The organism is Nostoc sp. 'Peltigera membranacea cyanobiont' 232 (assembly GCF_002245985.1).
Classification (GTDB): Bacteria; Cyanobacteriota; Cyanobacteriia; order Cyanobacteriales; family Nostocaceae; genus Nostoc.
In genome coordinates this window covers 20,397-40,617 of sequence record NZ_NOLK01000044.1, presented here as the reverse complement: position 1 = coordinate 40,617, position 20,221 = coordinate 20,397, and the positions used below count along the sequence as shown (strand labels likewise).

The following is a 20,221-nucleotide window of genomic DNA, read 5'->3' as shown; positions in this document are numbered from 1 at the left end:
TATGGATCCAGCATTTAACGACATTCAAACCAATCCGTGGAACGAGATTTTTAAAGTCGTCTTTTTTCCCGATCGCATTTACCATGCCGAATACCTCAACGCTACCCGCAGCCCCCGCTACCGTTACAATGTGCGAGAGGTTCGCAGCTATTTGGGTATCAATGCCCTCAAGGGAGAGGTATATCTCGATGGGAAATTTATCAGTAATTTTCTGCGACTGGAATACAGATCCAGTCGTTTAGTAGAGCAAGTACGCGAGAAAAAACGGTTGCTCAGTAACGATCTGATTGCCTGGGTGAAACTGTTACCGGAAGATGAAAGTAAGAAAGGAGAAAGCAGGGTAAAGCTGCACTATTGCCCGTGGATTGATGCTTACGAAGTAGAGATTTGGGAAACCTTAGAAGCTCCTAATACCAGCTACCACGATTTTCAAATTTTGGATCAAATGGGGCGTAACGGGCCAATTACGCGAGTCAAGGCATTTAACCCAGCTTTGCGAGATATCAAAGCACTAAAGCAGATAGAATTGGCATTTCGGGAAAACGATCGCAATTTACCCACTGGCTACCAAATTAGTGATGCTGATGCATGTTGGGATAATGACTATTCGCGATCGCACCAAGAACCCCGGACTCAAGAACCCAGTTCACAGCAAAACACGATTGCAGATCAAAACTACCTAATTAACTTCCAACGCGGTTGGTTCTTGCAAGCACCAGACATTCAGCCTGTGCGCTATCGGAATGCAATGATGGATGGCGACAATCCAGATCGAGCAGACGACAACATTATTGATATGCGCTGGATTGTTCAACGGGAACTAGGCGGTTCCAACATCTTCTTCCACGAAGTGACAATTCCTCCCGGCAAAGTGGAAGGCACTCACCAACATATTGGTACAGAAGAATTGTACTACATCACCGAGGGAGAAGGCATTGCTTATATGCGTGTCGGCGACGATCCAGCCACAGACAAATACCCAACTGTAGAACGTCAAGTCATGGGACTGGGGAACCGCGAATTTAAAGAACTCCCGGTGAAATCAGGTAGCATCATTTTTACCAAAAGTGGTGGGATGCATGGCATTCGTAACCCTGGTACAAAACCCCTGAAGTTCGTTGCTTTCTTGTATCACACAATTTAATTTCCGTACCTAATTCTGAACAACTGTTGCTATGTTTATTGTTCATTCTGACAGTGTTTTTAAAGTCGATCCCAATACCCCGCCTGACTATAATCGGGGTAATCCGTTGCTGAAGTTGCTGAATTTTCTCGAACGCGCCCAACTAGCAGCTGAACGTGAATTCTATTTAACAGGGGAGTCGCAATACCTATTTCCTTATGAGTCTCTAGTTTTATATGGGCCTCAGGGGAATGATGCGAATATTCTCGACCCGACTGTGCAGGATAATAAAACAGATTTCCAAAAGCAAAATGTCAAGGATTTTGTTAGTACCGATACCTTTTTAATTCGGGGTTTGGTGACTGTGGGAGACTGGACAGGGCCGTTTTTGCGAGTTTCTTACCGTGGCGGCCCTGATACTAAACTATCTGTTGCTGCAAACCATAAATTGGGGGAAAAGATTAAACTTTGGATTAAAGTCGCAGGTGTAGCAACTCCATCACTGATTTTGGTGCCGTATAATCCCTTAAGCGATCGCTATGAAGTTGAGTTTTGGGGTTATCCAGGCAACGATCTGCGAGATCAGCTAGACGACAAAGGACGCAATGCCCTAGATCGCGGTGAACTCCAGGTACGAAATGATTTAGTACATGGCAGCATAGCAGACTTCAACCGGGAAGCATTAAGCGATCGCTATATACTAGATGTTGCCCCCACAAACACGATGCATCCGATACTACCTCTGCATGTAGAGCTTGCTTGGGCAGACTTTAGCGAGAAAATTTGGGACTCCCAGAATGGGGCAAACTACCAGTACGAATTCAACATGATTGTCCGGGGATGGGATCATTTTTTAGGAACAGGTATCAGTTCTAACCCTCACGGTGGTATTGGCTTTTTAGAGTATCGTAATTTAATGTCTAATTATGGACGCTATTCTAGCAAACCCGAATTGGGCCGCCAGTTAAACTCATGGAACTTCAACGCCTTTGGTAGCAAAAATCATGGCAACGGTTTTGAACGATTCTTTGCGGTAGATTACATGGATTTGCACGTCCTCAATGCTAGTTGTGGGATTGGTTTACATCGCCATCGTGATAACCAGGAAGTTTTTCTGATGATGGATGGTCAAGGCTTCATGGTAGTAGGAGATTGGTGCAAAATGCCAGAGCGAGAACGCTGCTTTGAAATCCGTACACTACAAGCCGGACACTTTGCCATGCTCAAAGGTGGTAATCTTCACGCTTTAATGAATGCTACAGATGAACAAGTTTCTCTGTTTATGTTTGGGGGATATGATTAATGTAACTTTGATAACATTATGGACTTCCAACAAATAAATTATCTAACCTTGTGGGGTATTTTTTTATTTGGAAGTCCCTAACGAAAACAGAATTGGATTCTTTGTCGGCATTCCTAGCTATTCAGAATATTTTTAAATATTCTCAGCAACTACGGAAGAATCTTAAGAGTGACAAGTAATACCTAGTCTATTTGAGATTTCATCTGACCAGAATTAAACACCACAAGCAATGTGGAGATTTTTGTATAAGTAAGTCGGTGCAAATATTTCCAGCTATGTTAAGGAATTTTAATGTAGGGTGTGTTGTCGCAGAGCGCAACGCACCGTCAACAATCTCAGGTGCGTTAGCCTACGGCATAACACACCCTACAGCTAATTTATATTTCTTCATATACATTGAATTTTTCTCACCGACTTACTTAGTAGCGCAGAAAATTAATGATTACTCTGCGTTATTTTACGTGAAAAAACAGTACAAGCCCTGTACGCTGGAAATTTTACCCACTAAGGTGCGACAGTTAAGCTAATGCACGTCTAAATTGCATATTTTTCGTTAAGACTGTCATTTGTCATTGGTTCTTCACAAAGGACAACTGACTAATGACAAAAGACAAATTTCACGAAGAAATAAGCAATCAAAATGTGTCACAGCCTAGCAATAATTGCAGTTTGCTCCAGAAGCTTAGTATGACAAAGGCATTCCCAAGCATAGCAAGGCGCTTGAAAAATATAGGAATCAAGTTGTTGAACATGGGAACCTTCCTAATAACCCGTTTTATCGAAAACTGGAAACGCTACTTCTTGGGTGACACTGTTGAGGTCAGCCCTTCCCCCTCACCCTCCTTTGATGTGCGTCCTTCCTTAGCGGGCCCAGTCCTGAGTTTGGGAGGGGGTGGCCCCGATGTCGATGATGCTATCCAGTGGATGATTAACCAAGTTAGGGGAGGTAGTAACTCCGCTACCAAGGTTAATGTTGTAGTTCTCCGCACGAATGGTAATCACGATTACAATCGGCTAATTTATGCCATGACGGGTGTAAACTTTGTGGAAACTCTTCTGATTCGCAATAGAGAAGAAGCAAACAAAGCCGAGATTTTTGAAAAAATCAAAAAAGCTGATGTAGTTTTCTTTGCTGGCGGCGACCAATGTCAATACATCCGCAACTGGAAAGATACCAAGCTTGAAGCTGCTGTTAAGTCAGTTTACCTTAAGGGAGGCGGTGTTGGTGGCACTAGTGCGGGGGCGATGATCCAAAGTGATTGTGTCTATGATGCTTGTGCTTCTTCTGAAAAAGGCATTGAAACTAGAGACGCACTCGAAGATCCTTACCGGGACATTACTTTTACTTACAACTTTTTCAATTGGAGTAATTTAAAAGGAACTATCGTAGATACACACTTTGACAGGCGGGAAAGAATGGGCCGAATTATGGCTTTCATTGCCCGTCAAATTAAGGATGGTATATCTAGCAGTGTTTTAGGCATAGCGGTTAGTGAAAGTACATCGGTTCTTGTGGATAAAAACGGCTTGGTGAAAGTTATGGGTAGGGGTGCGGCATACTTTGTACTTGGCAATCATACGCCAGAAGTATGCGAACCCCGAACGCCTTTGACCTTTTCCAATTACAAAATTTGGAGAGTTCGCAGTGGTGACACCTTTAACTTAAAAAACAGACCAACCTCTGGGTACTATCTGAGAAGTGTTAAAAGGGGACGGATTGATTCAAATCCTTATTGATTTGGGAATTGGGAATGGGGAATGGGGAATGGGGAGTTAAAACTTGAAGGTTGAGCCTCAGAAGCTCAACTTCCACCTTCAGAAGCTCAACTTCCACCCTCAGAAGCTCAATCTCTAAGTTTTAACTCCCCCTCCCCAATGCCCAATGCTCCTTTACTTTTTACCAGGGGACTACACCATTCTCATCAAAAAACCCTCCGCTAGAACCATCATCAGGTAGAGTAGCAAGTTTAATTGCTGCGATCGCTCCTTGCTCAACACTGCGATACCCTTGGTATTGATTAATGTCAGTTGCTGTGAAACCAGGGTCAGCAGCATTGACTTTAATCGGGGTATCTTTAAGTTCAGCAGCTAACAGAACTGTGATGGCATTCACTGCTGTTTTTGATGAGTTGTAATCTTACAGAAGTCGTGATTGGCTGTCGTGTTTCCACTAGTAGTGATTCACACTTCAGATAGCGGTTAAGAAAATATTTGCGGTTTACACTAGCAATTGACTCAAAAATCATTGAAGAAGGTAGATATGCAAACCAAACAGCTTGGTAATTCGGAGCTTCACATTACCCCAATCGGCTTTGGTGCTTGGGCGATTGGTGGAGGTGGATGGGCTTTTGGTTGGGGAGCGCAGGACGATAGAGAATCCATTGAGGCAATTAATCGCGCTCTCGATCTCGGCGTTAACTGGATTGACACCGCAGCTATCTATGGTTTGGGACATTCTGAGGAGGTTGTTGCTAAGGCACTCAAAGGTCGATCTAGTCGCCCCTACATTTTTACCAAATGCTCAATGATCTGGGATGAAAAGGGCGAAATTGGTCGCAGCCTGAAGGCGGATTCTGTGCGGCGGGAAGTTGAAGCTAGTTTGCGCCGACTCGATATTGAAACCATCGATCTCTATCAAATCCACTGGCCTAATCCAGACTCAGATATCGAAGAAGGCTGGACAACTCTCGCCAAGCTCAAAGATGAAGGGAAGGTTCGCTATATCGGGGTTTCAAACTTCAATGTTGAACAGTTGAAACGTATCCAGAAGATTGCACCAGTTACCTCATTGCAACCGCCTTATTCACTGGTTAAGCCTGATGTCGAAAAGGAAATTCTGCCTTTTTGTAAGGAAAACAACATCGGTGTAATTGTCTATTCACCGATGCAATCTGGGTTGCTTACAGGAAAGATGACATCTGAGCGGATTGCCAATTTACCAGACGATGATTGGCGCAAAGAGAGTAGTGAATTTCAGGAACCACGTCTATCTCGTAACCTGAAGCTAGTGGAGGTATTGCAGCACATTGGTAAGCAACACGATCGCTCTCCCGGAGAGGTAGCGATCGCTTGGACTTTAAATAATCCGGCGGTAACAGCTGCGATCGTTGGCGCACGCAATCCCCAGCAGGTGGATGGAATCATCGCTGCTGGGGAATTTCGCCTCAATCAACAGGAACTAGAGCAGATTGGGGCTTTCCTGCGCGAGAATCCATAAAAGAGGTTTTGCGTAAACTTTGAATAGTTGCGATCGCATGTTTCGCGACAATATCAATTTCCTCTTGGGTATTAAACCGTCCAATCCCAAACCGCACTGAAGCATAAGCTAGCTGTTGGGAACTTCCCAGCGCTGTCAGAACACTGGAGGGGGCAGTATTTGCCGAGGAGCAAGCAGATCCAGAAGAAACCGCCATTACTGGCTGCAATCCTAGCAAAAGTGCGGCTCCATCCACTCCCTCAACACTGATATTCAAGTTTCCCGCCAATCGCTGTTGAGGGTGTCCGTTGAGATGAATTCCCTCAACTTGGGAAAGCTGTTCCCACAAACTTTGTCTTAACTGGGTGAGGCGTTGGGTTTCTGTTGCTTGTTCTGCCAAAGCGATTTCTACAGCTTTCCCAAAGCCGACAATTTGCGGTGTATACAATGTACCAGAACGCATCCCCCGTTCATGTCCGCCGCCGTGTTGCTGAGGAGCCAGTTGCACTCTGGGTTCCCGCCTACGGACGTATAGCGCCCCAATACCCTTTGGCCCAAATACTTTGTGTGCGGTTAGCGACATCAAGTCAATTTTCATCCCTTGCACATCTAGGGGAATTTTACCAATAGCTTGGGCTGCATCAGTGTGGAAAATGATGTTGTAAGCACGGCATAGTTCCCCAATTTCTGCCAAAGGCTGTAACACGCCAATTTCGTTATTTGCAGCCATCACCGATACCAAGATCGTCTCAGGACGAAAAGCTTTGTTTAACTCAGTTAAATCTATCAATCCATCTTTTTTAACTGGGAGAATAGTAATTTCAAAACCGAGAGTTTTTAAATAGTTACAAGGGTCAATAACTGCATTATGTTCAGTTGCGACAGTAATAATATGCTGACCTTTCTTAAAATAAGCTTCGGCAACACCTTTTATAGCTAAATTATTAGCTTCTGTTGCCCCACTCGTAAAAACAATTTCTTCGGGAGTGGCGTTAATTGCTGCTGCTAAAATCTCTCGCGTTTGTTTGACAGCAGCCTCTGCTTCCCAGCCATAAACATGACCAATACTAGATGGGTTGCCAAACTTTTCTGTGAAGTAAGGAATCATTGCTGCTAATACCCGTTCATCTACGGGTGTAGTAGCATGACAATCAAGGTATATAGGACGAGTGGACATAATTATTAACTCAAAATTTGACTCAAGTTTTTTAATACACTTAGAACTTGATACAATTCGCTTTTTCGTTTTAAAAGTGTAAATTGGTCAGATATAGCATACCTTGGCTGATTTTGTTTGGCAAGCTTGAGGAAAATAAAATCACTGCCATTTGTTACTAATCCAAAAGTAGGTTTATCTTGACTAGGATCGGCTAACATATAAGCCAGTGCTTGGGGTATGGCTTCTAAAAGAGAAAAACTAGACCTTTTAGATTCAATTACTAACAACCATAATTTTTCTTGAATAACTAAAATATCAATTTTACCCCTAATAACTTCTTCTTCATTCTCCGCAGAAATTTCTATTGATTGCTCACCTCTTATATAAAAAGGCTCATCATAAAATCCAGCTAAATTTAGTAAAGGAGATAAAACTACTAATTTGACAGTTTCTTCTGACAAAGGAGGACGCTTGACTAAACGGAGAAAATGAAGTTTTACTCTGTCTAAATCTTGCTTTTCTAAATCTGTAATTTCCGGTAAATTATCAAACCATTCGATAAAGAACGCCTCCTCTTCGGCTAACTGTAGACCAAATCTTTCTTCCAGATAAGCAAGCCCGACATTTTGTGCTTGGATAAATTGAACCATAATTTCTTGAAAAGATGTAGTATAATTCTTATGACACTGCTCCAGTATTAACCTACGGATGAAAAGCAAAAATAATTAACTTAAAAGTTTTCCTAAACAAAACCTGGTTGTGTTTGGCATAACCCTAACAATTCTTGTTCTGAGTAGACTGTTTGACTTGAATTATAGACAACACAAGACCATTTTTTGGCAAACTTACACGCAAACTCTAGTGCTAGTTGCTCACTTCCTGAAGTTTTGCTGACATCAAGTAGAATGTGAGTCTACCTGCATCCAATCGTGTTTGCATGACTCACTTGGGACTTTACGTGGCTGCTAATTCCTGTAATTTAGTTAAAACTGCCTGAGCATGACCTTTGGCTTTTACATTCGGCCAAGCATAGGCAATAATTTTATCAGATGAAATGAGAAATGTTGACCGAGCAACACCCATATATTCTTTGCCCATAAATTTTTTTAAGCGCCAAGCGCCGTAGGCTTCTGTCAAAATATGTTCTGGGTCACTCAACAGGGTGATTGACAAGTTATGTTTGCTGATAAATTTACAATGGGACTTACCCGAATCTGGACTTACGCCTAAGATTTTTGCTCCGAGTGCGCTGAAGTCTTGATACAACTCGGTGAAATCTGTCGCTTCAGTGGTACAGCCTGGTGTGTCATCTTTGGGGTAGAAGTAGACAACAACCCACTGACTGCTGAAGTCATCGAGAGTGACTGCATTGCCATTTTGGTCAGGAGTGGAGAAATCTGGCGCTGGTTGTCCGACTTGGGGAATGTTGCTCATGATGGGGTGTGAGAGATAGCGTAAGCGTAGCTCGTTGTAGATATCGCTTTAGAATTGTACATATATTGGGCTATGCTTTACTAAACAAAAAACACCCAGAAAATAACCTTCTTCGAGTCATTAAATCCGAAAAATTTGTAGATGAAGACGGTAAAATATTTTACTGCATCCATAGCTAAGACAAACCATAACTTCTGGAATTTTTAAAACATCCTTTAAGAATTACGAATTACGTTAGCGACACGAGAAGGCGAGTCCGCGATCGCTTTTAGCGTCTCGTAGAGAGCGTCATTACGAATTATTTTTGGATTTGACGGATGACCTCAGCAACTGACCACGCTTGAGCGATCGCACCTCTGGGTGTGTGAGGTGAGTCACCATCAAAAATCTCAGAAATAGAACCCAGACAAGCGTTAAATAGGAAGTGATCTAGCAAGGGTTGCCAATCAAAAGGCAACGATTGTTGTGGATAAAAACGTTGCCAAGCCCGAATATATGGCCCAATTAGCCAAGTCCAAACAGTGCCTTGATGATAGGCGCGATCGCGTTGCTCTTGATTTCCCTCATATCTCCCTTTGTATTCGGGATCTCCTGGATCGAGACTGCGAAGACCATAAGGAGTCAGCAAGCTGGCAGTTACCAAATCTAGTACTTGACACCCTTGTTGTTCAGAAAATCCACAATGGTGCAGCGACAGCGCTAAAACCGCATTAGGACGAATTTGAAAATTCCGGCGATCGTCTGGCTCAATAGTATCGTACAAATAACCTAGCTGAGGATTCCAGAACTTTTGCAGCGAGGTTTTAACCTTTTGTGCTTGTAAAGCATAGCGCTGTGCTTGCTTATTGAGACGCGCTGGATCGCCAAATTTAAGCTGGCTCAAGTGGCTCAAGCGTTCTGCCCATTGACTCAGCCAACATAACGCTGAATACCACAGCGCATTGATTTCCACTGGCTTACCGTGACGGGGAGTGACGGGGTTTGCCCCAATTACCACATCCATCCAAGTGAGAGCTACACCACAAGCATCCCAACTAATTAATCCATCAATAGCATCAACTTGAATATTGTAGTGTGTACCACCAACAAAGGCTTTGTGGATTTGTTGAACTATGGGAAATTGCTCTGCCAAAAACTCCCAGTCTTGGGTAGCTTCTAAATAAAGCCCTAAAGTTTCAATCCACCATAGCGCCGCATCAATGCTGTTATAAAGTGGTTCACCATCATCATCAGGAAATGCATTAGGCATTAAACCGTGGCGACAGTAATGCCCAAAAGTCCGTAATACTCCTTTTGCCAGGTCAAAGCGCTGTGGAACTAGTGCCAACCCAGGTAAGGCAATTAATATGTCGCGTCCTCGCTCATTAAACCAGTGATAACCAGCAATGATTGTGGGGCCTGCTATTGAGCCTCGATAGACGATAAAGCGATCGCTTGCTTTGAGTAGTTTTTGCCAGAGTGGGGATTGGGAGTTTAATAACTCTTGCCTAGTCCCTCCTTCACTCCATCCAAAAATCTTAGAGAGCCGCTCTTGCTCTACCTCCACGGCTTCTGCAAAGGTTTCAGAGGTGAGAACACCTGCCATTGAGTCAGGAAAACCTACTCGTGCTTCTAAAGTGACCACATCTCCTGGTTGCAGTGTGACTATTAAGTAACCAGGACTGTAGAGGTCTTCTTTGTCACCTAATCCCCGTTTTGTCTCTTCAGACAATCCATAATTCCAATACCAAACTGCATCTGGTTGATATTTTCCTTGTGTCCAGCGCAAGTGCCAAGGTATACCGAAATTCCCAGATTTTTTTGCTTGCAGACAGACTTGCTGTTGCCCAAGCAATTCTGAAAACTGTAATCCTGAACTAGCAGTTTGCTGGTGGTGAAAATCACGTTCTGCTATCAGCAGTCGCAGCCGTAAAATTGCTGTATCACTTCCGTCATAGCGATATTGGATCAAAATTCGATGGCAAAATTGGGATTGGGGAACTTGGGGCCCCCTCTGGGTATTGGGTACTGGGTATTGGGAAGTATTCTTTCCTATTTCCAGTTCCTCGTTCTTCGCTCCTAATCCCCAGTCCCTAGTCCCCAGTCCCCAATCCCCAATCCCTACTAACCCATAAGGCATCACTAATTGTCTGGTTAACTGCCAGTTATTTTGACCCCAAGTCCATTTTGGAACTGGGTTAATATCAAAACACCGCAACAGTTGGTAGCCTGTCAGTTCAATCCGATCGTTGCCCCAAACATTTGTCCCTAACGCCACAACGCTCCCAGATACTTCTAAGCTAGCGTCTAAGTGCGAAAGCAGCAGATTTCGCCCAGAAGGCGGGTTTGTAGCGGTAAATAGCCAACCGTGATAAGTGCGCGTGCGGACATCAGAAACTGTACCACTGGCAAAACTTCCTAAGCCATTGGTAAGCAACCATTCTCTTGTATCTAAATCAAGCATTTGCTACTCAAAATCGTTATGAGTATGATATAGTCGTAACAGATCGTAATTAAACTGTGAGAGCGTGGATGGGCGAGTTTGACTTGACCCGAATTCCAGCGCTAATAAACCGATAAAGGAGAATTAGGTTAATGTCCCTTACTTACGGAACCGAAGGAAGCATCCGCGTTGGCCAACAAGCTCCCGATTTCTCAGCAACGGCTGTGGTAGATCAGGAATTTAAGACAATCAAACTTTCCGATTATCGCGGTAAGTATGTTGTCCTATTTTTCTACCCACTAGACTTTACCTTTGTTTGTCCTACTGAAATCACAGCATTTAGCGATCGCTACGAAGAATTCAAGAAAATCAATACCGAAGTCCTTGGGGCTTCCGTTGACAGTGAATTCTCCCACCTCGCTTGGATTCAAACAGATCGTAAGTCTGGTGGTGTCGGCGACTTGAATTATCCTCTAGTCTCAGACATTAAGAAAGAGATTAGCGCCGCTTACAACGTTCTCGATCCAGCAGCCGGTATTGCCTTGCGTGGTCTGTTCATCATCGATAAAGATGGTATCATACAGCACGCTACCATCAACAACCTAGCTTTTGGTCGCAGCGTTGATGAAACCCTGCGGACATTACAAGCAATTCAGTATGTTCAGTCTCACCCCGATGAAGTTTGCCCAGCTGGTTGGCAACCTGGTGACAAGACAATGAATCCCGATCCAGTGAAGTCTAAAGTATACTTCTCTGCTGTCTAAATTTCGCTAGCTAGCCAACTCTAATTCAAGTTGTTGGAGTTGACAGCAAAATCAATGAAAACCACAGATAAATAGAGATATACGTGAAACCGTGTCAACCTCTGTATCTATCTGTGGTTTTTTCATAAAATAGTATTTAAATCATCAGGGTTAATAAATATGTTGACTTCAACTGATTTTAGTGGCTTATTAAATGAACGCTTCTTCCGCAATTTTTTACCAGTTCCAGCTACAAATAAGCTTAGGTTGGGAGTAGGAACACCTGATTTTCAACTTCCAGATATTACCAACGGGGCTTTAGTAAAATTGTCTGATTATAAAGGCAAGCAACCAGTTTTACTTGCCTTTACTCGCATCTTTACTGAAAAGCAATATTGTCCATTTTGTTTTCCTCATATCAAAGCCTTGAATAAGAACTACGAGCAATTTAAAAATCGTGGTATAGAAGTTTTAATGATTACTAGTACCGATGAACGGCAGAGTCAAATTGTTGTGAGAGATTTAAGCTTAAAAATGCCGTTATTGAGCGATCCTAGTTGTCGAGTATTTCGTAACTATCAAGTAGGGCAAGCACTAGGAGCGCCTTTACCAGCCCAGTTTGTATTAGATAAAGAAGGAAAACTCAGCTACTGGCATTTATTTTCTTTTCTGGATCGCAATGCTAGTGTTGAGACTTTATTAGAACAATTCAATTGAGTATAAAGTGTAAAATTGGCAATGTCTGCTCTAATTATCAAACTGTGAGGTTTTCTCATGCTGAAACTTTACCACATGCCGATTTCTCCCAACTCACGCCGCGTCTGGATTACTCTACTGGAAAAAGGACTTGAGTTTGAATTGGTAGAGATAAAATTGGATGGGGAACAATTTAAACCAGATTTTTTGGCGATTAACCCTTTCCATCACATTCCCGCTTTAGTGGATGACGGTTTTAATGTAGTAGAATCTTTAGCAATTCTGGACTATTTAGAGGCAAAATATCCCACACCTGCAATGTTGCCTAAAGATGCCAAGGATTTAGCGATCGCGCGGATGGTACAACTGCTAACTGTGAATGAGCTTTTGCCAGCAACCACCACGTTTTTACCTCAGATATTAGGCTTACCTGGAGGAGATCCAGAAAAAATCAAGAAGGCACAGCAAAAAATTCCCACAGTGCTGAAGTTTTTTGAAAATTTACTTGACGATCGCCCTTACTTTGCTAGTCACAACCTCACTCTTGCCGAAGTTGTGGCTGGAACCGTAGTAACTGTGCTGCCAAGTGTAGGGATTTCTTTAAGTGATTATCCAAAACTGAATGCTTGGCACGATCGCTTAATTGCACGTCCATCATGGCAAGCTACTCAGGCTACGCCAGAGGCAATGGAAACGTTGAAATCTGTCATAATAGCGAGAAATACGCGGTAAATTCATACTTAAATGTAGAGACGGTAAATTTACTGTCTCTACAATCTGCAATTTTCACAGCTTGACTTGCTGCAAATGACTGCGGGGGTTATAAGTACGGATAGCCCGGATTTTTTCATAATATTCCCGCTCTTGTTGGCTGAGGTCTTTTGGTGGTGCGATCGCCACCTTCACCAACTGATCGCCACGTCCACCCTTAGCGAGAGGCCAACCTTTGCCACGCAAACGCAGTGATTGGCCAGAACGCACTCCGGCTGGTAGTTTGACATTAACTGAACCATCAGGAGTGGGTACATCAATAGACGCTCCCAGAGTCGCTTCATCTGGTGTGATTGCCACTTCGCACACCAAGTTATCACCTTCCATTTGGAAGAACGAGTGCGGCTGAAGTTCCACTTTTAAGTATAAATCCCCTCGTTGTTGAGTCATTGGGTTGATTTGACCTTTACCCCGCACGCGCAGACGAGTACCAGGTTTAGCCCCAGATGGGATACGAACATCAATTGTTTCGTTACCCAAACTGAAGCGCTTTTGTACGCCGTTAAATGCTTCAGCAAAACTTAGGGTGATTATAGCTTCACTATCTTGGGAAGTACCCGCACCTGGATCTTGAAATCCATAATCGTTAAAGCCGCCAAAACCACTTGGCGCACCTGTAGGAGTGCGGTAAGAAGAGTAACTTTGTCGTCCACCGCGAGGGGTAGCACCGCCAAAGCGTCCTAGCAACTCATTAATGAACTCATCAAAATTGCCGTATTGACTGAAGTCAAAGCCACCCATATCAGCACCAACGCCGCCACCGGATGGGAAACCTTCACCAGCTTGCTTCCAATATTGACCGAATTGGTCGTATTTTTTGCGTTTATCTACATCTGACACAACTTCGTAGGCTTCGCTAACTTCTTTAAAGCGTGCCTCTGCTTGTTTGTTATTTGGGTTGACATCAGGGTGATATTTACGGGCTAGTTTACGAAAGGCTTGTTTAATCTCGTCCTGAGTGGCAGTCTTACTAACTCCCAAAATTGCGTAATAGTCTTTGAAGTCGGTTGCAGCCATCTACTAGCCTCCTATAGAAATTCCTGTTATGTTTTTTTTTAAGATCGCAAGATATTTAATTGCTAGGTATAGTGCCAAAGCAAAACAATCTGATTTTAAATTAACAAAGAATATAGAAAATCAAGTGTGGTTCTTGCTCACCGCGCGATCGCAATTTCCGTACTCCGATTTTTCTGATAAGCGGATCAGCCCGTCTAGCCCCTCTTCCAGGCTAGGGGGAGCATCCCGGAGTTGACGGTGCATCCGCAAAATAATTTCTTCAGGAACCTGGCGCGATCGCCTTTTATTACGTGCTAAACACAACCAGACTGGTGTATCCACCCAAATTGCCGTAATTTGGGTAAAGCCCAATTCACGGGCTAAAGCAATGACTTCACGGCGATGGCGACGCTGGGCATTGGTGGCATCGAAAATGGCTGTATTTGCTGTAGAAATAGCTTGCTGAAATTGCCGTTCTACTTCCCGCCAAATCAGCAGCCACGGCCCCTGAAGGGCTTGGGAACCGAATAATTGCCCCCGGATGGCATCTGTAGAAATCAGCGACATCTGGGGGCATTCTGCCAGTAATTGTTTTGCAAAAGTTGACTTACCGCTACCTGGAAGACCAATCAGCAATATTAGTTTAGTCATTTGTTATTTGTCCTTTGTCTTTTGTCATTTGTCATTTGTCCTTTCTGAATAACTAATGACTAATGACTAATGACCAATGACCAATGACCAATGACCAATGACTAATGACTAAATGATTGTTCCATCAGGAATTACAGCATTTTTCATCACGACAACGATACCACTACGGATATAGAAACCTTGACTTTCGCGGTCAGCTTCTTGCACGTTATCTTTATTGATGATTTTGACATCGTGACCGATACTGGCGTTTTTATCAACAATGGCACCGCGAATAATTGAGTCAGTACCAATACCTACAGGGATGTCACCTTTTTCTACGTTACATTGGCGTTCTACAGAAGCTTGGTAAAAATCTGCACCCATGAGCAAAGATTCTTCGATGACGCAACCAGATTCAATTCGCGATCGCACTCCCAACACCGAATGTTGAATGCGGCAATTTTTCAAAATACAACCTTCGCCGATAATTGATTCTGTAATCTGGCAATCTAAAAGTTTACTTGGAGGCAAGTAGCGAGCGCGGGTATAAATTGGCGCTTCTTCATCGTAGAAACTAAAGGGTGGCTGGGGCTGCTGAGTCAGTGCTAAATTGGCATGATAAAATGCCTCGATTGTCCCAATATCTTCCCAGTAGTCATCAAAAAGGTAAGCTTGAACGTTGTAATCTTTAGAGGCATCAGGAATAATTTCTTTGCCGAAATCAGTCCTTTCTACACCTTCTCTCAACAACTTGAACAAAACCTCTTTTTTAAAGACATAAATCCCCATTGAGGCGATGTAAGGCTGTTGCTGGGCTTGTTCTTTTGATAATCCTAGTATGCTTGTATCAACGCGCATTTGGATTAACGCTTCACCTTTAGGTTTTTCGCTAAAATCGATGACTCTACCAGAATCGTCGATTTTCATCAAGCCAAAATCTGAGGCGCGGCGCTCATCGATGGGAATGACTGAGAGAGTAATATCAGCCCCCGTTTCCCTATGGCGCTGGATAAACTGGCGATAATCCATGCGGTAGAGGTGATCTCCTGAGAGGATCAGATATTCCTCTGCATTCCATTCTTCCATTAACCACAGATACTGACGCACAGCATCGGCTGTACCTTGGAACCAGTTAGGGTTTTCTGGTGTTTGTTGTGCTGCTAGCACTTCCACAAAACCTTCATTGAAACCGGTAAAGTTGTAGGTACGGGCGATGTGACGATTCAGGGAAGCTGAGTTGAATTGTGTCAGGACGTAGATTTTGAAAATTTCGGAATTTATGCAGTTACTAACAGGGATATCGATTAAGCGGTACTTCCCCGCTACTGGTACTGCTGGTTTCGCGCGGAGTTTGGTTAGTGGGTAAAGTCGAGTACCCGCGCCACCACCAAGGATGATTGATAATACTTTTTTCACAAAATTTCTCCCGACTGCCTTTCAACTCTCATTCTCAGTTTAGGACTGTCTGCCACCATAGGTAAGGGGGATCGTCTGATTCTTTGGGATGAATTTTACAGAATGCTGGTAGTGTATAGATGATGCGGCTGATAAGTAGAAATATAGAACATTTGTATTAATTGGGATGAACAATAGGGTGCGATCGCGCTTACTACACTTATGCTGAGAGACATAACTGAATTTCAGGTTATGGTAAAAAACATAAGTTTAAAGAGATTAGACCTTTTGCATAAATGCTTAAATTGTCATATTGAGCGGAGCTAAACAGAGTAGTGAGATTGTTCTGTCCACTGCGTTCCGCTCAGAATGACATTTTTAATTTTTTGACTTTTGCAAGAGGTCTATTTGCTAATAACCCATTTGCTAGTTATGGTTATAGATTCAGGCGATCGCTTGAAATCAGTTAAGCAATTAAATTCCCTCCAGAGAGAATTGTAGAAAAAGAATCTAATTAATTAAAATTAAATAATTGCCATTTGTGCGATCGTCAAATTCCTGCACTGAGAATTGCTTTGATCGTCAGACGGCTATTCATTTGCTCTATGTGGTCCCTGTGGTGGATCAGTGTGATCAGGTCCATGTTCTCCTGATTCTTCAAAGGGGAGTTTAGGGGCATTTGGTCCAGTGTGATCAGGTCCAGGTTCAGTGTTATCAGGTCCATGTTCTCCTGATTCTTCAAAGGGGGTTGTATTTTTTCCTAGCATCCTGACTTTGAAGCTGGTGGATTCGGAATTATCAGAATTAGCTTCTAAGTTTTCCATACTACTATAATTCCTTATAATTTTCATTTTTATTATACAGTTAAATTATGTATTCTACTCATATTAAATCTTTCTATTTTTTGATATTTTCACAAATCTGACGAACATCAACATATTTTTGCTGTGCCTTATGATTATTATTTAAATATTCCGATAGCCAACTACAGCCTTTTTTTAATAAACTAGCAGTGTTTGCCTGTGATGTATTTTCAAGCTGAAAATCTAAGCTCCATATCCTTAAAGTTTGGTCACGACTAGCAGTAACAATCCATTTACTATCATTGCTAAAACTCAAATCATTTATTTTATTTGTGTGTCTTCCTATAAAAAGAGGTTTTTGAGTGAGTTGAGCATCTTTCCATAGTTGGATATTTCCATCAATACTAGTAGCAGCAATAATTTTATAGTTTGGGCTAAATTTAACTTTGTAGGGATTGTTAGCCGTCACCGATTTTATTTCTGACCATTGTTTGTTATCATTTTTCCTTTGCCACATTTTAACTGTATTATCGTAGCTAGAGGAAATGATAGTATCGTTATTAAGACCAAAAGTTGCGTAACTTACTGCTGCATTATGTGCTAGTACGTTATGTGCTGGTACGGTAGTAACAAAAGTCCCATCTTTGGTGAATATTCTAATTTTTCCATCATCGGAAGCAGTGACAATATTTTCACCCCTATTATTATGACTAAATTCTGCACTCCAAACGTGGTTTTTGCCATTTGCTAGTGTAGGTTTACAAGGTTTTTGTATAATTTTTGATAAATTATATTTACATAATCTTACAGTGCCATCTTCTGTAGTATAAATTATTTTTTTATCAGGACTAAAATTGACAAAATAAATATTTTTATCTTCTGCAACCGAATCAATGAAAGTACCATCTTTCTTCCATAATTTAACTTTTTTATCATCACCACCAGAAACTATATACTGACCATCAGGACTAAAATTTACACTATAAATAGCAGCATCATTTGTCATAGTTTTAACTAGAGTGCCATCCAACTTCCAAAGTTTCACAGTTTTATCTCTGCTTCCAGAAACAATAAGGTTTTCTGTAGGACTAACACTTACACTGCTAACAGAACCTGTATGTCCCTCTAAACGATTACGCTCCCGCACCCCATCAATTACTGATTTGAGTCGATTGAGTGTGTCAGCATTATCTACACCTAAATCCTGAAAGCTCTTGAGTGCTCTAACACTTGATATCATCGCCTCCAACTGATTGCCTACTTCCAAAAGTTGCTCAGATGTTCCAACTAATGCGCCAGAAGCGATCGCATCTCCTTGTTTCTTCTCTACTGTCCGTTGTTGCAGCAGTAGTCCCAATCCCAGAGATAAAGCTACAAGTGTTGCAGAAGCGATCGCAAATCTAGTTCTTTGTGATTCAGCTTTGGCTTTGGCTTCTGCTTCTCGTTGGAGTTTTTTTGCTTGCTCTAATTCTGCCTGATTTTGGCGATCGCGTCTCTCCAAACTTTTATGCAAAAAATCTCCTTCTAATGGCGTAAGTCTGGGATGAGTCTTATTCACCCACTCAGAAATTACAGCCAAGTTTGCACCTGTTAACAGTGCATCATCCGATTTATTAAATCTTTGTACCCATTCCTGGCAATCTTCCTCTAAAGAACGACTCAGACGAATATTCTCCAGATTTTCAGCAATCCAACTATTTAATAATTTCCACTCAGATAAAAGTGCTTCATGAGCTACTTCAATCGTCTTTTCATCGGTGATAATTAAACGTTGTTGAGAACCCGCCAGCAATCCTACAACCCGTTGTAATTGTTGTGAAGAATCTGCAACTACTTCTAATCTCTCCCAGCTAGCACGCCGCCGCGTCACTTCTCCAGTTTCACCTAACTGTACCAATTCCATAAACAAGCAACGCGCAAAGGCTTGATCTATAGTCGTTAAACTTTCATACAAAATTGTCGCTCGTTTGTCTAAAGCTCCTTTAACCCCGCCAATTTCCTCATAACCTTTACGAGTTAAAAGCGGTTCTGGCGATTCAGGTTCTTCAATGCAAACTCGCCATAATTCCTTAAGCGCATATTGCAGTATGGGTAATACACCAGGACGGTTGACTACATCGGCGGAAATTTGTGAAACTAAACCACGCTCAAATGTTACCCCATGTAATTTGGCTGGTTTTTCAATTGCTTCTTCTAACTCAGCAAAAGACATCGGTGTGATGATGAATGATGTGGGAGGAATATTATTAATGAGAGTAATAATTTCTCGATAATCAGCACAACGATTTAAGAAATCACCGCGAATTGTCAAAATTATCCGCGTTTCTACCTCAGCCTTTTTTACTTCCTGTGCTATTAAGCGGATAAAAGTTTTGCGTTCCTCATCGTCTTGACAAAGGGTAAATATTTCTTCAAATTGATCGATAAATAATAGATGTGACTGATTTTGCTGCTGTTGTCGAGCTAAAATGTCAACTAATTTACCTAATGGATGTTCTCCTGGTGTAAAAGATGCGATCGCCCATTCACTGCTTCCAGGGAGGCGATCGCCTTTCAGTTGCGGTAACAAACCCGCTTTTACTAAAGAAGATTTACCACTACCTGAATAGCCAATTACAGCCAAAAAACGACTCTCTGCTAAACGCGAAATTAAGGTACGAACTGCTTCATCTCGTCCACAAAAATATTGCGCTTGCTCTGATTCAAAAGCATAAAGTCCCCGATAAGGATTTTCCTGATTGAAAGCAACTTTTTCGGCTGTGGTAGCATCTAATTGGGGATAAGTTACCAAAGTAATGGAACGTCCCCAACCCATGCGAATCGGCTCCTGTACGGAACCTTTAAGTTCATTGCTGACAAAATCAAATAAGCGATCGCCACTAATTCGCCTACTATTACCTGCATTTTCTGCCGTTAATCCCTTAACAACTGCACCTGTGAAAATGCTGTATTCTTCACTTTTAATCACTCCCGCACGTTCAAAGCCACGACAAGCTGTAATTAAGTAATAATCCTTTTGCGAACTGAAAGCGTTAAGAGTTCTTTCTATTAATTGTCTTTCTAAGAAATAGCCGCTATGACAGCAATCTAGTAGCATTACCAAACTACTCAATTGCGAATCTCGAATTAAGTCGTTAAGGCTATTCAGGGGAATACCATATTTTTGTTCAACATTTTCGTTATCCTTAAATTCAATCTGACAATCGGAACTTGCCAAATATCCCTTTTGTTGTCCCAAATTGTCGGAAATGGTGAAACCGTGCCCGCTAAAATAAATCAGCGCTTCATTATTAGTAGCTTGCTCTAGTAAAAAAGTTCTCAAATCTTGGCCAAGTTGAGCGCCAGTAACTTTTGACGCTGCCATTTCATAGCCATTTTTCTCTTTATTCCAGCGCTGAGGTAGTCTTTGCACAGACTGGAAATCACCATATTGCTCTAGGAGTTGCGCGATCGCTTCAGCATCATTTGTAGTTTTCGACAAACGCGGTAATGATGGGCTGAGATACTCGGCGATGCCAATAACAAGCGCGTATCGTGCCATTTAACA

The 20,221-nt window shown here is 42.3% G+C and carries 16 protein-coding genes and 1 pseudogene; 7 read left to right on the top strand and 10 right to left on the bottom strand.

Annotation, left to right across the window (positions count from 1 at the left end; all coding sequences use genetic code 11):
* Position 1 precedes the first annotated feature (1 nt).
* From CDG79_RS16745 to CDG79_RS16735, 3 genes are all read left to right on the top strand, one after another.
* Positions 2-1,144 (top strand): cupin domain-containing protein, encoded by a 1,143-nt coding sequence (locus CDG79_RS16745; protein WP_094343119.1) that lies wholly within the window; start codon positions 2-4, stop codon positions 1,142-1,144.
* A 31-nt stretch (positions 1,145-1,175) separates the two neighbouring features.
* Positions 1,176-2,426: a cupin domain-containing protein gene (locus CDG79_RS16740; RefSeq protein ID WP_094343118.1), complete on the top strand. Its 1,251-nt coding sequence runs from the start codon at positions 1,176-1,178 to the stop codon at positions 2,424-2,426.
* A gap of 687 nt (positions 2,427-3,113) precedes the next feature.
* Positions 3,114-4,163, top strand: coding sequence for a cyanophycinase (locus CDG79_RS16735; RefSeq protein WP_094343139.1), 1,050 nt, complete (start codon positions 3,114-3,116; stop codon positions 4,161-4,163).
* A gap of 160 nt (positions 4,164-4,323) precedes the next feature.
* Here the strand turns inward: CDG79_RS16735 and CDG79_RS16730 are convergent.
* Positions 4,324-4,548, bottom strand: a pseudogene (locus CDG79_RS16730) (short-chain dehydrogenase); the annotation flags it as partial.
* A gap of 138 nt (positions 4,549-4,686) precedes the next feature.
* On the opposite strand from CDG79_RS16730, the gene CDG79_RS16725 reads away from it, so the two are divergent.
* Entirely contained in the window at positions 4,687-5,643 is a 957-nt protein-coding gene (locus tag CDG79_RS16725) for an aldo/keto reductase (RefSeq protein ID WP_094343116.1), read from the top strand.
* On the opposite strand, the gene CDG79_RS16720 is transcribed toward CDG79_RS16725, so the two are convergent.
* The 4 genes from CDG79_RS16720 to CDG79_RS16705 all read right to left on the bottom strand — a co-directional run bounded on the left by CDG79_RS16720 (position 5,591) and on the right by CDG79_RS16705 (position 10,658).
* On the bottom strand, positions 5,591-6,799 hold the full coding sequence (locus CDG79_RS16720; RefSeq protein ID WP_094343115.1) for a cysteine desulfurase family protein: 1,209 nt from the start codon (positions 6,797-6,799) through the stop codon (positions 5,591-5,593). The two genes, CDG79_RS16725 and CDG79_RS16720, sit on opposite strands and share 53 nt — an antisense overlap.
* A 5-nt stretch (positions 6,800-6,804) precedes the next feature.
* Positions 6,805-7,431 (bottom strand): type I restriction endonuclease, encoded by a 627-nt coding sequence (locus CDG79_RS16715; RefSeq protein ID WP_094343114.1) that lies wholly within the window; start codon positions 7,429-7,431, stop codon positions 6,805-6,807.
* A 304-nt stretch (positions 7,432-7,735) separates the two neighbouring features.
* Positions 7,736-8,215, bottom strand: a complete 480-nt coding sequence (gene bcp / locus CDG79_RS16710; protein ID WP_094343113.1) for a thioredoxin-dependent thiol peroxidase — start codon at positions 8,213-8,215, stop codon at positions 7,736-7,738.
* Between the two features lie 298 nt (positions 8,216-8,513).
* Complete coding sequence (locus CDG79_RS16705; protein WP_094343112.1) at positions 8,514-10,658, bottom strand: amylo-alpha-1,6-glucosidase; 2,145 nt, start codon at positions 10,656-10,658, stop codon at positions 8,514-8,516.
* 131 nt (positions 10,659-10,789) lie between these two features.
* Here CDG79_RS16705 and CDG79_RS16700 point away from each other — a divergent pair, with 131 nt between their 5' ends.
* From CDG79_RS16700 to CDG79_RS16690, 3 genes are all read left to right on the top strand, one after another.
* A complete protein-coding gene (locus tag CDG79_RS16700; RefSeq protein ID WP_094343111.1) occupies positions 10,790-11,401 on the top strand; it encodes a peroxiredoxin in 612 nt (203 codons plus the stop codon).
* A 159-nt stretch (positions 11,402-11,560) separates the two neighbouring features.
* Complete coding sequence (locus CDG79_RS16695) at positions 11,561-12,097, top strand: peroxiredoxin family protein (protein ID WP_094343110.1); 537 nt, start codon at positions 11,561-11,563, stop codon at positions 12,095-12,097.
* Between the two features lie 57 nt (positions 12,098-12,154).
* The gene (locus tag CDG79_RS16690) at positions 12,155-12,808 is read left to right on the top strand and encodes a glutathione S-transferase family protein (RefSeq protein ID WP_094343109.1); all 654 of its coding nucleotides are present in this window, start codon (positions 12,155-12,157) and stop codon (positions 12,806-12,808) included.
* 54 nt (positions 12,809-12,862) lie between these two features.
* Here the strand turns inward: CDG79_RS16690 and CDG79_RS16685 are convergent, their stop codons facing one another.
* From CDG79_RS16685 to CDG79_RS16665, 5 genes are all read right to left on the bottom strand, one after another.
* A complete protein-coding gene (locus tag CDG79_RS16685; RefSeq protein ID WP_094343108.1) occupies positions 12,863-13,864 on the bottom strand; it encodes a DnaJ C-terminal domain-containing protein in 1,002 nt (333 codons plus the stop codon).
* 120 nt (positions 13,865-13,984) lie between these two features.
* A complete protein-coding gene (locus tag CDG79_RS16680) occupies positions 13,985-14,494 on the bottom strand; it encodes an AAA family ATPase (protein ID WP_094343107.1) in 510 nt (169 codons plus the stop codon).
* 108 nt (positions 14,495-14,602) lie between these two features.
* Positions 14,603-15,892: a glucose-1-phosphate adenylyltransferase gene (locus tag CDG79_RS16675; RefSeq protein WP_094343106.1), complete on the bottom strand. Its 1,290-nt coding sequence runs from the start codon at positions 15,890-15,892 to the stop codon at positions 14,603-14,605.
* A gap of 569 nt (positions 15,893-16,461) precedes the next feature.
* Entirely contained in the window at positions 16,462-16,695 is a 234-nt protein-coding gene (locus CDG79_RS16670) for a hypothetical protein (RefSeq protein WP_094343105.1), read from the bottom strand.
* A 73-nt stretch (positions 16,696-16,768) separates the two neighbouring features.
* The gene (locus CDG79_RS16665) at positions 16,769-20,215 is read right to left on the bottom strand and encodes an nSTAND1 domain-containing NTPase (RefSeq protein WP_094343104.1); all 3,447 of its coding nucleotides are present in this window, start codon (positions 20,213-20,215) and stop codon (positions 16,769-16,771) included.
* Between the last annotated feature and the right edge of the window lie 6 nt (positions 20,216-20,221).

What these genes read in the sequence shown, in the direction of transcription:
- CDG79_RS16745 (WP_094343119.1), top strand. Translation starts at nt 2, where the DNA reads ATGGATCCAGCATTTAACGACATTCAAACCAATCCGTGGAACGAGATT.
- CDG79_RS16740 (WP_094343118.1), top strand. Translation starts at nt 1,176, where the DNA reads ATGTTTATTGTTCATTCTGACAGTGTTTTTAAAGTCGATCCCAATACC.
- CDG79_RS16735 (WP_094343139.1), top strand. Translation starts at nt 3,114, where the DNA reads ATGACAAAGGCATTCCCAAGCATAGCAAGGCGCTTGAAAAATATAGGA.
- CDG79_RS16725 (WP_094343116.1), top strand. Translation starts at nt 4,687, where the DNA reads ATGCAAACCAAACAGCTTGGTAATTCGGAGCTTCACATTACCCCAATC.
- CDG79_RS16720 (WP_094343115.1), bottom strand. Translation starts at nt 6,799, where the DNA reads ATGTCCACTCGTCCTATATACCTTGATTGTCATGCTACTACACCCGTA.
- CDG79_RS16715 (WP_094343114.1), bottom strand. Translation starts at nt 7,431, where the DNA reads ATGGTTCAATTTATCCAAGCACAAAATGTCGGGCTTGCTTATCTGGAA.
- bcp (WP_094343113.1), bottom strand. Translation starts at nt 8,215, where the DNA reads ATGAGCAACATTCCCCAAGTCGGACAACCAGCGCCAGATTTCTCCACT.
- CDG79_RS16705 (WP_094343112.1), bottom strand. Translation starts at nt 10,658, where the DNA reads ATGCTTGATTTAGATACAAGAGAATGGTTGCTTACCAATGGCTTAGGA.
- CDG79_RS16700 (WP_094343111.1), top strand. Translation starts at nt 10,790, where the DNA reads ATGTCCCTTACTTACGGAACCGAAGGAAGCATCCGCGTTGGCCAACAA.
- CDG79_RS16695 (WP_094343110.1), top strand. Translation starts at nt 11,561, where the DNA reads ATGTTGACTTCAACTGATTTTAGTGGCTTATTAAATGAACGCTTCTTC.
- CDG79_RS16690 (WP_094343109.1), top strand. Translation starts at nt 12,155, where the DNA reads ATGCTGAAACTTTACCACATGCCGATTTCTCCCAACTCACGCCGCGTC.
- CDG79_RS16685 (WP_094343108.1), bottom strand. Translation starts at nt 13,864, where the DNA reads ATGGCTGCAACCGACTTCAAAGACTATTACGCAATTTTGGGAGTTAGT.
- CDG79_RS16680 (WP_094343107.1), bottom strand. Translation starts at nt 14,494, where the DNA reads ATGACTAAACTAATATTGCTGATTGGTCTTCCAGGTAGCGGTAAGTCA.
- CDG79_RS16670 (WP_094343105.1), bottom strand. Translation starts at nt 16,695, where the DNA reads ATGGAAAACTTAGAAGCTAATTCTGATAATTCCGAATCCACCAGCTTC.
- CDG79_RS16665 (WP_094343104.1), bottom strand. Translation starts at nt 20,215, where the DNA reads ATGGCACGATACGCGCTTGTTATTGGCATCGCCGAGTATCTCAGCCCA.